At 57.2% G+C, this 15,477-nt stretch carries 13 protein-coding genes and 2 tRNA genes; 9 read left to right on the plus strand and 6 right to left on the minus strand.

From position 1 onward, the window contains the following. Positions 1–93: 93 nt before the first annotated feature. Positions 94–1,650 carry a CCA tRNA nucleotidyltransferase gene (locus QP503_RS03620; RefSeq protein ID WP_050998782.1) on the minus strand — a complete coding sequence of 519 codons (1,557 nt, stop codon included), beginning with the start codon at positions 1,648–1,650 and terminating at the stop codon, positions 94–96. A 223-nt stretch (positions 1,651–1,873) separates the two neighbouring features. On the opposite strand from QP503_RS03620, the gene QP503_RS03625 reads away from it, so the two are divergent. The 9 genes from QP503_RS03625 (at position 1,874) to QP503_RS03665 (ending at position 11,942) form a co-directional block, all read left to right on the plus strand. Beyond that, positions 1,874–2,398, plus strand: coding sequence for an NUDIX hydrolase (locus tag QP503_RS03625; RefSeq protein ID WP_006680610.1), 525 nt, complete (start codon positions 1,874–1,876; stop codon positions 2,396–2,398). Continuing rightward, positions 2,399–4,669: a DUF6049 family protein gene (locus QP503_RS03630; RefSeq protein ID WP_006680609.1), complete on the plus strand. Its 2,271-nt coding sequence runs from the start codon at positions 2,399–2,401 to the stop codon at positions 4,667–4,669. Further along, positions 4,666–6,420, plus strand: a complete 1,755-nt coding sequence (gene murJ, locus QP503_RS03635; protein ID WP_006680608.1) for a murein biosynthesis integral membrane protein MurJ — start codon at positions 4,666–4,668, stop codon at positions 6,418–6,420. The genes QP503_RS03630 and murJ overlap by 4 nt, the downstream gene beginning before the upstream one ends. A 29-nt stretch (positions 6,421–6,449) precedes the next feature. Further along, positions 6,450–7,997 carry a midas domain-containing protein gene (locus QP503_RS03640; protein ID WP_006680607.1) on the plus strand — a complete coding sequence of 516 codons (1,548 nt, stop codon included), beginning with the start codon at positions 6,450–6,452 and terminating at the stop codon, positions 7,995–7,997. Between the two features lie 87 nt (positions 7,998–8,084). Beyond that, positions 8,085–9,125: a thioredoxin-disulfide reductase gene (gene trxB, locus QP503_RS03645; protein WP_006680606.1), complete on the plus strand. Its 1,041-nt coding sequence runs from the start codon at positions 8,085–8,087 to the stop codon at positions 9,123–9,125. Positions 9,126–9,226: 101 nt separating this feature from the next. After that, on the plus strand, positions 9,227–10,312 hold the full coding sequence (locus QP503_RS03650; protein ID WP_040318349.1) for a YeiH family protein: 1,086 nt from the start codon (positions 9,227–9,229) through the stop codon (positions 10,310–10,312). 157 nt (positions 10,313–10,469) lie between these two features. Next, on the plus strand, positions 10,470–10,901 hold the full coding sequence (locus tag QP503_RS03655; RefSeq protein WP_006680604.1) for a YchJ family protein: 432 nt from the start codon (positions 10,470–10,472) through the stop codon (positions 10,899–10,901). Further along, the gene (locus QP503_RS03660) at positions 10,898–11,647 is read left to right on the plus strand and encodes a phosphatase PAP2 family protein (protein ID WP_006680603.1); all 750 of its coding nucleotides are present in this window, start codon (positions 10,898–10,900) and stop codon (positions 11,645–11,647) included. The genes QP503_RS03655 and QP503_RS03660 overlap by 4 nt, the downstream gene beginning before the upstream one ends. 55 nt (positions 11,648–11,702) lie before the next feature. Beyond that, entirely contained in the window at positions 11,703–11,942 is a 240-nt protein-coding gene (locus tag QP503_RS03665) for a hypothetical protein (protein WP_006680602.1), read from the plus strand. A gap of 87 nt (positions 11,943–12,029) precedes the next feature. Here the strand turns inward: QP503_RS03665 and QP503_RS03670 are convergent. From QP503_RS03670 to gyrA, 5 genes are all read right to left on the minus strand, one after another. Then, positions 12,030–12,102: transfer RNA gene (locus QP503_RS03670), tRNA-Ala, on the minus strand. Between the two features lie 7 nt (positions 12,103–12,109). Continuing rightward, positions 12,110–12,247, minus strand: a complete 138-nt coding sequence (locus tag QP503_RS03675) for a DLW-39 family protein (RefSeq protein ID WP_006680601.1) — start codon at positions 12,245–12,247, stop codon at positions 12,110–12,112. 32 nt (positions 12,248–12,279) lie between these two features. Then, positions 12,280–12,353: transfer RNA gene (locus QP503_RS03680), tRNA-Ile, on the minus strand. Between the two features lie 89 nt (positions 12,354–12,442). Beyond that, positions 12,443–12,838: a DUF3566 domain-containing protein gene (locus QP503_RS03685; RefSeq protein WP_006680600.1), complete on the minus strand. Its 396-nt coding sequence runs from the start codon at positions 12,836–12,838 to the stop codon at positions 12,443–12,445. After that, a complete protein-coding gene (gyrA, locus tag QP503_RS03690; protein ID WP_006680599.1) occupies positions 12,835–15,468 on the minus strand; it encodes a DNA gyrase subunit A in 2,634 nt (877 codons plus the stop codon). The genes QP503_RS03685 and gyrA overlap by 4 nt, the downstream gene beginning before the upstream one ends. Positions 15,469–15,477 lie beyond the last annotated feature (9 nt).

A 15,477-nucleotide genomic window follows, 5' to 3' on the forward strand; every position in this document is an offset into this window, starting at 1 on the left:
GGAATCCCTGAGCTTTTGGGCCGAGGTTGCACAGTGAAGAGATGCAGTTAAGACCTCGTAGTTCGCACACTCAAACAGCAACTAGGGCGAAACTTAATCCGCTGATGTTGGCACTGTCTCATCTGCCAACTCAGATTGTCGCTTCGCTTTCGCAGCAGCTTTCTTTGCTCGCTTTTGCGCAACAAGCGACTCCCAGTGCGCCTGCTGAGCCTGATATTCCGCTGCAATCTCGCGGATTTCTTCCGAAGACCACCAGTCGAGCAAAGCTGCCTTTGCCGCCTCTTCACCCATCGGGCCGTTCTCCAGACGCAACTCCATCAGATAGTCGCGCGCGAGCTTGACCGCACGTGACGGACGCAATCCCAGGATTTCCATAATCTGGTCACCATCCAAGTCCGGGCGGATCGCGTCCAACTCTTCCTGCTCGCGCAGAGCAACGATACGGTTTTCCAGATCGTCGTAGGCGCTTGACAGCATCATTGCCTTACGACGATTACGCGTTGTGCAGTCAGCGCGAGTCAGACGATGAAGACGTTCAAGCTGGTCACCCGCGTCAGTAACATAGCGACGAACTGCCGAATCGCTCCAGGCTACTTCCCCGTACCCGTGGAAACGCAGGTGAAGAGACACGAGCTTTTCAACCGCCTGGGTTGTCGCCTTGTCGAACTTCAGAGCGCGCATACGCTTACGCGTCATCTTCGCACCCACGATTTCGTGATGGTGGAACGAGACGGTCCCGTTCTTCTCGAAAACGCGCGTATCGGGCTTGCCCACATCGTGCATCAACGCCGCGAATCGGAGGATGAAGTCGGGGCCGGGCACTGGACCATCCGGGCCGGTCTCCAACGCGATCGCCTGGTCGAGGACGGTCAGAGTGTGCTCGTAGACGTCCTTGTGGCGGTTGTGCTCATCCACAGTTTCCACCAGCGCGGCGAGTTCCGGCAGGACAATCTTGGCAACTCCCGTGTGAACCATCAATTCGAGGCCACGCCTAGGCCAGTGAGAAATGATCAGACGTTGCAGTTCGGCGCAAATTCGTTCTGCTGACACGATTTCAAGACGGGACGCCATTATTTCCATCGCATCCATGACATCCATGTCAACGTCGATACCTAGTTGAGCGCTGAAACGCGCAGCGCGCATGATGCGGAGCGGGTCATCATCAAAGGACTGCTCAGCTGTCACCGGCGTACGCAGGCGCGAGGCCGCGAGGTCTTCCAAACCGTTGTGCGGGTCAACAAGCGTCATGGACGGCAGACGCATCGCCATCGCATTCACGGTGAAGTCACGACGGGTCAGGTCGCCTTCCAGAGTGTCCCCAAAGGCAACTTCTGGTTTGCGTGAACCGACCTCGTACGAATCCGTACGATACGTGGTGACCTCGACGACCACATTCTTACGGCGTCCACCGATCGTTCCGAATTCCTTGCCGATATCCCATACGCCGTCGCCCCACATGGCCAGAAGTTCTTCGGTCTTATCTGGGCGCGCAGACGTTGTCAGGTCAAAATCATGCGGGTCCACACCCAGAAAGGCATCGCGAACCGGACCGCCGACTAGGGCGATCTCTTCTCCTGCATCTTCAAAAACGCGTCCAAGCTCAAGAATCTCCGATGGCAAATTGGCGAAGGCATTTCGAGCATTCACCATCAGCGATGGAATATCGCGAGCAGAGATATCCGCATATACACGTGCGTGAGGGCGCGAGTTAGGCTGATTCGAAAGTGTCGTCTTTTCACTCATCACCCCTAAGCGTGCCACGTTTTGGCGGGAAACTGCCATTAAGAAGCGCGTGAATCTGGTGACGAGTCTGCACACAAGGGCGGTCTGTCACAAAACGTTGCCATCGGACAACTAAAGTGGACGTATGCCTATGCGTCCGACGAATCACAGACAGGGGGTCCCACGACCCCCGATTCGTCATACGCGCCAGCTTCATTCGTCAACATCGCATCTTCCCGTTTCATCCGAAACGTCGGCCGGTGGCATCGTCATTGACGTTGTGGATGGAATTCCCTACGCCGCGTTGATTGCCAGAAGGAATCGTTCGGGTCGCATCGAATGGTGTCTTCCGAAGGGGCACATTGAACCCGGGGAAACGGCCGAGCAGGCAGCTCTTCGTGAAGTAGCGGAAGAGACCGGTATCCACGGCCAGATTCTGACTCACCTGACCAGCATCGACTACTGGTTCTCAGGCAATGAACGCCGGGTTCATAAGGTCGTTCACCACTACCTGATGCAGTACGTTTCGGGCGAAATCACGGTTGAAAATGACCCTGATCATGAAGCGGAAGCTGCCGCATGGGTTCGTTTGAAAGATCTTCCTCACCAGCTCGCTTACCCGAATGAGCGTCGCATCGTTTCTCTGGCCCTTGATCTTCTCTATCAGGGGCAATAGATGAGGCACGGACTTTTCGCCCGTCGGCTCTTCGCCACGAGTATCCGAAGCGTCGCCCTAGCAACCGCCACCCTTGCCGGCCTTGCCATGGTTGAAAGCAGTGTGGTCGCACCGGCCTCGTTCGGCGATGAAACGGCAGGTGGAACGCAGGCAACTGTCCCGGACCTGTTTGCCAAATCGCAATCATCGAACGGCTTGACCGTGTCGATCGACCAGCTCAGCCCGAAGATTCTGACGAACGAAAGCGAGCTGGTTGTTTCGGGCACAATCACGAACACCGGTGATGAAGCGCTTTCCGCCCCTTTGCTGATGGTCTCGATGGCCTTTGATCCGGCCGATAGTATTCGTGAACTCGCTGATTCTTTGGATGCGTCGACGCGTCCTGGGCGTCTGATCAGCTACGAAGAAACCAGCACGGACATTCCCGGCGGGCAGACCATCCCCTTCGAGGTTCATATTCCAGTTGATCGCCTCGACCTGTATTCGTCCTATGAGTGGGGTCCGCGAGCCCTCGGCGTCGACGTGCTGTCGGGGGATCGCAGTGGCGCGGATCGTACGATTTTTATTTGGGATTCCGGCCAGGAAGTCCAGCCCACACGGGTGAACGCTGTTGTTCCGTGGACCGCGTCGAATTCAAGCAATACCGTGAAAGAGCGTTCGGCGATAACTGAGATTGCTCAGATCCCGGGTACGACGCTGGCTCTTGATTCGACGGTGATTCCTCGTCCAACTCGTGACACGTCGACTTCGAAGGCGGATGCTGACGGATTGTTCGCATCGAAGCTATTGGTGGCTGAACGTGAAATCATCGCGCTTCCCACGGGGGATGCCGATCCCGGCGTGGTTGCGTTGGCGGCAAACGATCAGCTGTCTGCGCTGATGTCCGCGTCGATCAAATCCTTCCCGACGTCGGTGGAAGCAGCTGGGTGGAGCGCAACCGGCGTCGCGATTAAGGGGTACGAGGCCGCGTCTACCGACTTAGCCGAATCCAACCCGCAGAGCGCGACATCGCAGAGCTCTGACCAGTCGGGGGCTACCCAAACCCGGGATGATTTGGCGTCGCACAGTAAGCCAAACGGTTCACATTCTCAGTCCTCGAACGAAAGTGCTGCGCAGAAGGCGTCAAAAACCCACGCGAATGCAACGATTGTGAAGAATGTGGAGTGGCCGAAAGCTGAAACGTTCAGTACGACCGGGCTGGCCTTGGCTTCCGATAAGGTGACGATCGCTCCGGGCGGTGCGTTGGATCCGGACCCCGAGGTGTCGTTTACGTCCCTTGCTCCCGTTGAAGTGAATTATTCGACGGGTGAAACGTCCACGCAGGGGGCGACGGATTCGACGGCGACTGTTCTTTCAACGAATAAGACGTTGAACGATCTGCTGGGTTGGGAAGTGTCGACCAGCTCGGACGCTCTTGATGTTGACCAGGCACTTGCTGGCGTGTCTGCGATTATTACGCGTGAGCGTCCCAGTGTGTCTCGAACGGTTGAGGTGACGGCGTCGCGCACATTGACCCCGTCTGCTTCGCTTGTTCAGCGTCTGAATTCTTTGCTCCAACAGCGGTGGGTTGAGCCCACGTCGTTTAGCCAGATCGCGTCGTCGCAGGTGACTGACGTTGAGCGTTTCGTTGTTGGACCCGGTCAGCTGTCGGCTGAAACAAGCGCAGCGTTAACAACGCTTGGCGATGCACTGGCACAACTGAAGTCTTTTGCGGATTCAACGTCTGACCCGAAGGCGGTCAACGCGACTCTCCACGACGATATTTTGCCGACGGTGAGTGCGTCGATCAGCGCCGATGAGCAGGTGACGCGCGCATCCCAGTTCAGCGCGAAGGTGTCGCACCTCCGCTCTCTGGTGTCACTGGTGCCTTCAGACACGGTGAATCTGATTAACAAGTCCGCGGATTTTCCGATCCGTGTTCGTAATGATTTGGCGTGGGATGTGAATGTGACGGTCACGATCAACCCATCCGATCCCAGGCTGAAGGTTCGCCAGTCCGCGATCACAACCATTCCTGCGCAAACGGTCACCGCGGTCAACGTTCCCGTGAATGCCATCGGTTCGGGCGATATTGAAGTCACCTACCAAATCAATACTGCCGACGGCACGCTTCTTACCATTTCGGATAATGTTCTTGTTCGTATGCGTGCCGGCTGGGAAGATGCTTTTACTATTACGGTTGCGATTGCTTTTGGTCTTCTGTTTGTGATCGGCCTAGTCAGGTCGGTACGCAAGCGCCGTGCTGGGCGCGAAGAAGAGGAGAACAAATGACCGAGTCGAACTCTTCGGTTGAAGCGCCTCAGGAGCCTCGGAGCCGATCCATCCTGAGGGCCAGCGCGATCATGGCGTCGGGCACGATGGTGTCGCGAATCCTTGGGTTTGTTCGTTCGGCAATGCTTCTTGCTGCGATTGGAGCAGCCGGCGGTGGCGTATCTGCAGCCTTCCAAACGGCGAATACTTTGCCGAATACAGTCTTTAATCTTTTGGCGTCCGGCGTTTTTGATGCGGTTCTTGTTCCACAGATCGTTGGAGCACTGAAGCGGAAGCATGATGGTCAAACCTATGTGAATCGTCTGCTCACTCTTGCTGGGACGCTTCTGTTTATCGTGACGATCGTGGCGATGATTGCCGCTCCGCTGTTGGTCGTGATCACGGCGGCCGGCTACGATGCTCAAACTCGCACGTTGGCGATTCTTTTCGCTTTGCTCTGTTTACCGCAGCTGTTCTTCTACGGCCTGTACAACCTGCTGGGTGAGCTACTGAATGCGCGTGGCGTATTCGGCCCCTACATGTGGGCGCCGGTGGTGAATAACGTTGTTGGTATCGCCGGTTTGGGTGCATTCCTCTTTTTGTGGGGTGGCACCGAAGGGCGCATCAATGTCGAGGATCTTTCCGCGACACAATTCTGGCTACTGGGTGGGTCGGCGACGCTGGGCGTGATTGCTCAGGCGCTTGTCTTGTTCATCCCGATGAAACGATCGGGCGTTCATTTCAAGCCTGACTTCCATTTCCGAGGCACGTCATTTGGCTCCACGTCGAAGGTGGCCGGATGGACGTTTGCGACGCTGGGGGTCAGCCAGATTGGTGTCCTGTCGACGAATAACTTGGCCGCTTTGGCCGATGCGTACGCGAAGACGCATGACGGTGTGCTCGTCGGTATTAACGCCTACGCAACCGCTTTCATGATTTTCATGGTTCCGCAGTCGCTGATCACGGTGTCGCTGACAACAGCGATCTTCACTCAAATGGCGCGGGCGGTCGCCGATGATGATGATCGTTCCGTGGCAGCGAGCTACCACCTGGGCGTCCAAACGATTACGTCCCTGACTCTGCTGGCGGCTGCGATCCTGATGGCTGGTTCGGTGCCAATGATGCAGATGGTTCTGTACTCAAAGACGAACCAGGAAGTGATCACCGCGTATGCCTGGGTCCTTGTTGCTTTAATGCCGGGTGTGGCCTCAACGGGCATGGTCTTGATGAGTCAACGTGTTTTCTTCGCTTATGAAGACGTTAAACCAGTGTTCTTGATGGGTATTGGTCCGACCATTCTTCAGGTCATCGTCGGGTGGGGAATGTATGCGATGACGGGTGCCAAGTGGTGGGTTGTTGCCGCTGCTCTTGGTGAAACGTCGTGTCGCATTGTCCAGGGCGTGATTGCGGTGGCGTGGGTGTCGCGTCGTAATTCCTACGTGGATCGTGCCTTGCTTTTGCGTTCCTACAGCGCGTTTGTGGTTTCTGCCGTGCTGGCGGCGCTGTCTTCATTCGGCGCATTAAAGCTGGTGGGAGCGCAGACCCAGACTTCATCGACCCTGCTTCGTTTTGGTGGCGCTTCGTTGAAGCTGATCATGGTTTCACTGGTCGCGTCGATTGTGTACATGGTTGTTCTGAAGCTGATTTCGCCGTCGACAAGCGCGCGCACAATCACTCCGCTACTTCAAAGGTTGCGAGTTCCACTGGTTTTGCGGCGCATCCTTGCCACGCCAATACAGCCGAAATCGACTTCTTCAACGATAATGGATTGAGTTTCGTACTTTTTCAACGGAGGATCCCCATGAGCACGGACGGCAAGCCCGATCACGATGAATTGTCGGACGGTACGTCGTCTGAAAACTCACCCACTCTTGCGTCGCCCAACCCTGAGTTGAGCGAAGCCGAACGTGAGATTGCTATTGCGCTGGCCGCCGCTCTCCCCTCGTTCGACGAGATTCTGGCAGACCCTGAGTCTGATGATTCTGAAGTGGAAGATGGGGACGAGGCCGTGGTCGACTCTTCAGACACCCAGCTTGATGAAAGCCACGATGACGATGCGGATTCACCCGAGTTTGATGATGTGGTCGTTATCGATGAGCCTGAAGAACCTCTCCTAGGCGAGCAACCGGAAAGCATTGATCAGGATGAGGAGCGCGTCGAAGAAATCGATGATGTCTCTGATGGCGCCGACGATGCTGAATCCGAACAGGATAAGGACGCTGAAGACGACACTGACGTAGAAGACCGTGAGTCGAGCGACGATAGTTCTGACGAATCAGAAAATGAAGAATCTGATACTGAAAGCGGCGTGGCGCTCACGGGTTTTGCTGGCCTGATCGCCACGATCAAAGCAAAGTTGTCCGCTTCGAAAACACCTGAAGCGACAGATGACGTTGTTGAGTCTGGCGAAGACGGCGACCTCGACCAAGGCGCTCAGGACGAATCCGATGAAGATAATTCATCCATGCCTTCCGCCCCTGAAGAAGATCGGGGGAACGACGATGAAGGCAGCCTCGTCAATGAGGAAAACAACGAAGCCGAAAAGGCTGACAAGACTGTCACATCGAAGCACTCCACGGGCATTCCCCCGCTGGTGGCACCCGTTGACATGCCACTGGCACCCGAGGCCGATGTGACGACTTCCTTCCCCGGCCCGATTGTTGAGCGTCCCACAGACCATCTGGCTCTTGTGGCCTCCGCGGGTGAAGAGGACCAGCCTCAGCGTGAGCGAGGGCTGATTGATCCGACGAAGCCGACTCTTGTTTTCGCGGCTGTTTTGACTATTCTCGCTGCGATCTTCGGCACGGTGGGTCTGCTGAAACCCGTTGGCTCGCCTGACTTGGCGCAGTCGCTCGCAGACGCACAATCGGCAAACCACATCCAATCCGACGACCAATCGGCAATGCAGGGAACGACTTCTCCGCTTGTTTCTTCCGTATCCGTTCTGTCTTGGTCAAACGATGACGGCGATCACCCGGATACTGCGGTCAACATGATTGACGGCGACCCAGCAACCACGTGGCACTCTCGCTACTACGACACGAATTCTTTCACTGACGACAACACTGTCACCATCATTATCAAGCTCTCTGCAGAAGCAACGGTTTCTCAGATCACGCTGAACATGGATCCGTCCACGTCCGGTGGTGAACTGGTCGTGCGCAACGTCACGGATGCCGATGCTCCTCGGAGAGGAACAGAATTGGCTCGCGGGGCGTTGAGTCCTACAACGGAGATCACCCTTCCTGAACCCGTCACCACGTCGCAGATTGCTCTGTCCTTCGCGACCATGCCGACTTCGGTCGACGGTGACAACTGGGCATGGGTGAGCGAACTCAGCGTTCAGTAGCGATTTCCGCAAAGCACACTATTGGCTGATGAGGGTCAATAGGTGCCTGAAGCCTGACACTTTTGGCGATCTTTTCGAAAGGTAATGATGGAATTTACAGTGACGTCTGACCTGCTGGCCGTGAACACGGTTGATGCCGAGGTCGAGACCGTTTCGACCACACCGTCAACCCGCCCGTCTGGTGAGGTTCCCGCAGATGCGACCATTCACGATGTCATCGTCGTTGGTTCTGGTCCTGCCGGTTACACGGCTGCGATTTACACGGCTCGCGCCGGCCTGAAGCCAATCGTGATCGCTGGAGCTCTCGCTGCCGGTGGCGCTCTGATGACGACGACTGAGGTTGAGAACTTCCCCGGTTTCCCCGAAGGTATTCAGGGGCCCGAGCTCATGGATAACATGCGTGAGCAAGCAGAAAAGTTCGGCGCGGACGTTCGCTACGAGGATGTCACCGCGGTGAACCTGTCGGGTGATGTGAAGGTTGTGGCCGTCGACGACGAACTGTTGTACGCGAAGGCTGTTATTCTGGCGACCGGGTCTGAGTACCGTCACATGAATGTTCCGGGCGAGGATTCGCTGTCGGGTCGCGGTGTTTCCTACTGCGCGACCTGCGACGGCTTCTTCTTCAAGGATCGTGTGCTGGCCGTTATCGGTGGTGGCGACTCGGCAATGGAAGAAGCAACCTTCCTGACGAACTTCGCCTCCAAGGTGTACGTCGTGCACCGTCGCGATGAGCTTCGCGCTTCGAAGGCGATGGCTGACCGTGCGAAGTCAAACCCGAAGATTGAGTTCGTGTGGAATTCGACCGTCGACGAGGTCCTGGGTACCGACGAGGTCACGGGCCTGCGTTTGAAGAGCACCGTTGATGGCACGCTGTCCGACCTTGATGTCAATGGTGTGTTCGTGGCGATTGGTCACCTGCCACGCACGTCGTTCCTCGCTACGGACGTCGCACTGGACGACGCCGGCTACATCGTGGTCGACGAACCATCAACGCGCACCTCTGCAACAGGTGTCTTCGCCTGTGGCGACGCCGTCGATCACACCTACCGTCAGGCGATTACGGCTGCCGGTTCCGGTTGCCGCGCGGCCCTTGATGCCGAGCGTTGGTTGGCATCGAAGAGCGACTGATCATCTATCCGTGATGTGTGAGCGCGTGCAACAGCGCACATCAAGGTAAAAACGGGCATTCATCTCCTAATCTGCTCGGCTGGGCTCATACAGTTATCTGTATGAGCCCAGCTTCAGTTTCATCATCATCTGCTCCGACCCCTGCGCCAGCCACGGCGACTCAGTCTGGCCGGTCCGCCTCGTTGATGCGTATGTTGCCCGGCATCGCACTGTCTTTCGTTGCGGTCGGACTGGCATTGCTCATCAACCATTTTGTGCCGGCGCTGTCGGTAATGCTGGTGGCGATCATTCTGGGTGTTTTTCTGCGGAATATCGCACAGCTACCCGCGGTCCTGGATCCCGGTCTGGTTTTCACTTCCAAGCGTCTGTTGCGTGCTGGCGTTGTGCTATTGGGCCTACAGCTGGTGGTAGCCGATATCGTGGCACTGGGCGCTGGGATGATCGGTGTTGTTGTTGCGGTTATCGTCTTGGGTATTGTGTCGACGCTTCTTGTGGGGCGAGCTCTGCACCTATCGATCACGCAGACACTGCTGATCGCGTGCGGTTTCTCGATCTGCGGTGCGGCCGCTGTTGCCGCGGTTGATGGCGTTATTGAAGCTCAGGATCGCGAAGAGGTTGTCACCGCTATTGCGCAGGTCGTCATTTTTGGCACGCTGCTGATTCCGTTGATCCCGATTCTCGGCACGCTGTTCGGTTTGGATCCGCTAACCACTGGCTTGTGGGGTGGCGCAGCCACACACGAGGTTGCCCAGGTTGTCGCGATTGGCGGTGCGTTGGGAGGTGGCGAGGCACTGTCTGGTGCGGTTGTTGTGAAGCTTGCTCGCGTGCTGATGCTCGCTCCCGTTATGGCGACGATCAGCATCTGGAGGCGTCAGAAGATGGCGTCGGGAGCTCAGATCCCCGGTATGGGTTCCGAGGGTGGCAAACTTCCGCCTCTGATGCCACTGTTTGTCTTCGGATTCATCGTCATGGTCTTCGTGCGGTGGACCGGGATTGTGCCCGCGTCGTGGCTTGCGGTTCTGAAGATTATTCAGACGGCGCTACTCGCCTCGGCGATGTTCGCACTGGGCACGTCCGTGAAGCTGCGTGATTTTGCGTCCGTTGGCCCGAAGCCGTTCATTCTTGCTACCTCGACGACTGTCATTGTTGCTCTGACTGGCTTCATCGGCGTGATGCTGGCGCACTGATTCTTCGCTTACCGTCAACAGAGGGCCTCCGCTACCGCCCTCTTGCTGGCGTGGGGTGAGACCAGTGTGGTCGCCCTCGTATAGTGGTGAAAACAGCGACGGGCACACCCCTGTCCTGTTCGCTCCTCGTAAAATCTGCCCGGGTAGGCTGATTCGTATGACGTTTTCTGACGTGCCACGTAAAGGCGTAGCATCCGCGCAGGGCCTCGCACCCACTGACCCGTGCACCTGCGGTTCTTCCATCGCATTTCGCGCGTGTTGCTCCCCGATCCTTGACGGCGAGCCGGCACCCACCGCCGAAGCGCTCATGCGTTCGCGCTACTCCGCCTTCGTGCTGGGCAACGAAAACCATCTTTTCCGCTCGTGGCATCCGCGCACACGCCCCACTCCCCCATACATTGACCCGCAAATAACATGGAACGGGCTCACCATCGTCGACACCGTCACGGGAACCGAAAATGACCAGGACGGCATCGTCGAGTTCATCGCCGACTTCACCCACGCACGAGGCCACAACCGCCTGCACGAACGCTCCACCTTCACCAAGCGCGGTGGCCGGTGGGTCTATGTCGACGGGACGATAATGTGAACTTTCACCACACCCACACCGACCACATCCACCCCGAGCTCCGCGACCTTGTCCACTCAGTTGGCTTGATCGGCTGGACGCGGATTATTGTCGGCAACTGGGCGATTCTCGGCGCAATCATCCTGGGCCTGTTCATTCACCTGAAATCTGTTGCGAACTTTGATCAGGCGGTTCTGAACTGGGTGCTCACGATCCGCATCGATGCGTTGACCGCGTTCATGAAAGCGGTGACCCACCTTTTCTCCCCGACCGTTTCCGTGATCGAAGCGGTCGTCATCGGACTATTGATCTGGGCAGTCTCAAAGTCGTGGCGCTTCGGGCTGTTTATTCCTCTAGTGATGGCGGTGTCAGCGGTTGCAACGTCGCTGGTCAAGCTTGGTATCGAACGAGTCCGCCCACCGATCCCAGAGCGCCTCGTCGTCGAACTCTCCCATTCTTTCCCATCCGGTCACACCACCGCCGCCTCCGCCCTCGCTATCAGTGCTGCTCTGCTTGCGTTACATGCATGGGGACTATCCCTGATCAATGTCGGTATCGCAGACTCCCGCCTTTCATGGAATCGACGAGGCTACGCCTGCCTGATCTGGGCGCTCGCGATCTCATTAGTGGCGCTTGTGGCCACAACACGCATTTACCTGGCCGCGCACTGGACAACAGACATCATTGGTGGAGCGCTGATGGGATCAGGTACCGCGCTGATCTTGGGAGGTCTTTTATTGAGCCGCCACAGCGTCCACACACGCTAGACAGTGAACCATGTCACGGCCATACTGGGACTATCCCGGATGAAAGGAGACACCGATGTCTCTGGTGTTACGGTGGCTTGTCGCGTTCTTCTCAGGCTGGGTCGTCATCCTGATTGCAACAACATTTTCAACCGAGGTCGCCGCAGCTGACACCTACCGTATCTGCGCTCATGGCTATGTCATTATCGGCGCGTTCTTTCTTGCTGTCGCAGTGTTCCTTTACCTGCTGATTCAGGCTCTGTCGGCCACAAGTACGACCATTGAACTGCGCGGAAACTCTGACCAGTCCGCTTAGTCAAACATGTATGTGCCACGCCCGTGCGCGCCCAAATCAGCGGCAACAAACGAAAAACCCCGGCACCGAAATGTACCGGGGTATGTGTGGAGCTAACGGGACTCGAACCCGTAACCCCCTGCTTGCAAAGCAGGTGCGCTACCAATTGCGCCATAGCCCCAATGACATCAATCCTGGAAAGGATTGTCCGTCACGGATTTCCACAACTCTACATTGTCGGAGAGATCTTCGAGAATCTGTCGCACAACAATACCCGCTGCAACAGCCGTAGCCACCGCACTGAGTGCTGTGATCCATTTCTTCATTGGATCTCCGCCTTTCTTGCGATTGCGGAACGTGGGCCTAGATGGGCTCGAACCATCGACCTCAGTCTTATCAGGACTGCGCTCTAACCTACTGAGCTATAGGCCCAACCTTGTACCCCGAAGAGCACTCGATTATGTTACGCACACCCACCGTCCAACTTCAAATTGAATGGCGTGATGTAGCGCACCACACGATTATTCGTCCATCAAGGAGATCTTCACGCCACCCACCAGGGACGCGATGAGGTTGTACAGCATGGCGCCAAGGGTTGAGATGGCGGTCAACAGAACAACATTCGCGACACCGGCAATGGTGGCGTAGGACAGAACCTTGGGAAGACGCAGATAGTCAAGGAACGGGATGAACTTTTCACCACCGATGGTCTTCATGAAGTCTTCGATGGTGGAAAAGACATGCATACCGTCAACCATGAACCACAAGACAGCGGTTGCAATCACCATGGCAATGCCGAATGCGACGGAAAGAAGGAAGCTCACCTTCATTACCGTCCACGCATCGACTCGCGCGATAGCGATATCAACTCGACGAGGCGTGTCATTGATGGAATACATGCCGTGCGCGTCGCTCATTCGTCATTACCTTCCTGGGTGGACTCTTGCTCTGACGCTACAGTGTTATCAGCGCTTTCGTCAGCATTCGAAGAGTTTGTCGGCGTTTCATCACCCAAGCTATCGGAGTCCTGAGATTCAGATTCGCCATCTTCATTATCAATATCGCGCTCCGGGTTCGGAGTGATCGCGATGATGCGGTCGTCCTCGTCCGGGCGAGCGAAAATAACGCCCATCGTGTTGCGTGCCGTTGGGCGAACGTCCGAGGCGTTCACTTGGACCAGCTTGCCGGATTCGGTGATGACCATGACGTCTTCATCCGGATTGACCACAAGTGCACCAACAAGGCCACCGCGTTCATCAACGAGCTTGCCAACGCGGACACCCAACGTGCCACGGGACTTCGTTGGGTATTCCTCAACCGGAGTGCGCTTCGCATAACCGGAGTCAGTGACGATCAGCAGATCAGCGCCCTCGCGCGGAACCTCCATGGACAGCAGTTCGTCGTCACCGCGGAATCTCATGCCACGAACGCCCGCCGTGGAGCGACCCATCGGGCGGAGCTGCTCGTCGGTGGCGGCGAAGCGGACTGCCTGGCCATCACGCGAGACCAGGATCAGGTCCTGATCAGCGTTAATGACCTGTGCGGACACGAGCTCATCCGGGTTACCGGCCTCATCTTCACGCAAGTTGATGCCGATGATGCCACCGGTACGTGAGGACTCGTAGAGCTTCAGCGGAGTCTTCTTCACCAAACCGGACTTGGTTGCCAAGACAAGGTAGTCGGCGACCTCGTAGTCGCGGATGGCGAGGACCTGCGCGATGTGTTCCTCCGGCTGGAATGCCAGCAGGTTTGCAACGTGCTGGCCCTTGGCATCGCGACCGCCTTCGGGGATCTCGTATGCCTTCGCACGGTACACGCGGCCGAGGTTCGTAAAGAACAGCAGCCAGTGGTGCGTGGTCGTGACGAAGAAGTGCTCAACAACATCATCTCCGCGCAATTGCGTGCCACGAACACCCTTGCCACCGCGCTTTTGCGAACGGTAGTTGTCGGTGCGCGTACGCTTAGCAAAACCTTCGCGGGTGATGGTGACGACCACGTCTTCTTCGGGAATGAGGTCTTCCATCGACATTTCTCCGTCGAAGGCTACGATGCGCGTGCGACGATCATCGCCGTACTTGTCGACAATTTTCTGCAGTTCACTCGAGATGATGGAACGCTGACGCGCCGGCGTATCGAGGATGTCCTGCAGATCGGTGACGCGCGCGGTCAGTTCGGCATGCTCGTCCATAATCTTCTGGCGTTCCAGAGCAGCCAGACGACGCAGCTGCAGGGCGAGGATCGCGTCTGCCTGAACCTCGTCCACACCGAGCAAGTCCATGAGGCCCTTACGTGCTTCGTCGACAGTCGGCGAACGACGGATGAGCGCGATGACCTCGTCGAGAGCGTCGAGTGCCTTGAGGTAGCCCTCCAAGATATGGAGGCGTTCCTGAGCCTTGCGCAGACGGAACTGGGTGCGACGCACGATGACGGAAATCTGGTGCGTGATCCAGTGACGAACGAAGCCGTCCAGGCTGAGCGTACGCGGGACACCGTCGACGATCGCCAGCATGTTGGCGCTGAAGTTTTCCTGCAACGGAGTGCGCTTGTACAGGTTGTTGAGAACGACCTTGGCGACCGCGTCACGCTTCAAGACGATGACGAGGCGCTGGCCGGTACGACCCGAGGTTTCGTCACGGATATCCGCAATACCCTGGATCTGGCCGTCACGAACCAGCTGAGCGATCTTGTCGGCAAGATTGTCGGGGTTCACCTGGTAGGGAAGCTCGGTGACAACCAGGCACTGGCGTCCCTGAATTTCCTCAACGTTGACGACTGCACGCTGGGTGATGGAACCGCGACCAGTTCGGTAAGCGTCTTCGATGCCCTTGCGTCCGAGGATCGTAGCGCCGGTCGGGAAGTCCGGGCCGGGGATGCGCTGAATCAGAGCCTCAAGCAGTTCCTCGCGGGATGCTTCAGTGTTCTCGAGCGCCCACTGGATACCGTCGGCAACTTCTCGCAGGTTGTGCGGCGGGATGCGGGTCGCCATACCGACCGCGATACCTTCGGAGCCGTTGACCAACAAATTCGGGAAGCGGGACGGCAGAATGGTCGGCTCTTGGTTCTTGCCATCGTAGTTGTCCTGAAAATCGACGGATTCTTCATCGATATCGCAGACCATTTCCATCGCCAAAGGCGCCATCTTACATTCGGTGTAACGGGGTGCTGCGGGGCCAAGGTTACCCGGCGTACCGAAGTTACCCTGACCGGCAACCAGCGGATAGCGCAACGACCACCACTGCACCAGACGTGCCAGCGCATCGTAGATCGCGGCATCGCCGTGCGGGTGGTAGTTACCCATGACGTCGCCGACGACGCGGGACGACTTGGAGAAGGAGGAAGTGGGTCGGTATCCGCCGTCGTACATCGCGTAGAGCACGCGACGGTGAACAGGCTTGAGGCCGTCACGCACGTCGGGGAGGGCTCGACCGACGATAACGCTCATCGCGTAGTCGAGGTAGGAGCGCTGCATTTCTACCTGCAGGTCAACCGGCAGGACACGGTCGTAGTCGACAGCCGCGTCGGTTGTGTTGTTTAGCTCGTCGCTCACGTTTTTCCT

The sequence above is a fragment of the Pauljensenia sp. UMB0895 genome (assembly GCF_030218905.1).
GTDB classification, from domain to species: domain Bacteria; phylum Actinomycetota; class Actinomycetes; order Actinomycetales; family Actinomycetaceae; genus Pauljensenia; species Pauljensenia turicensis_A.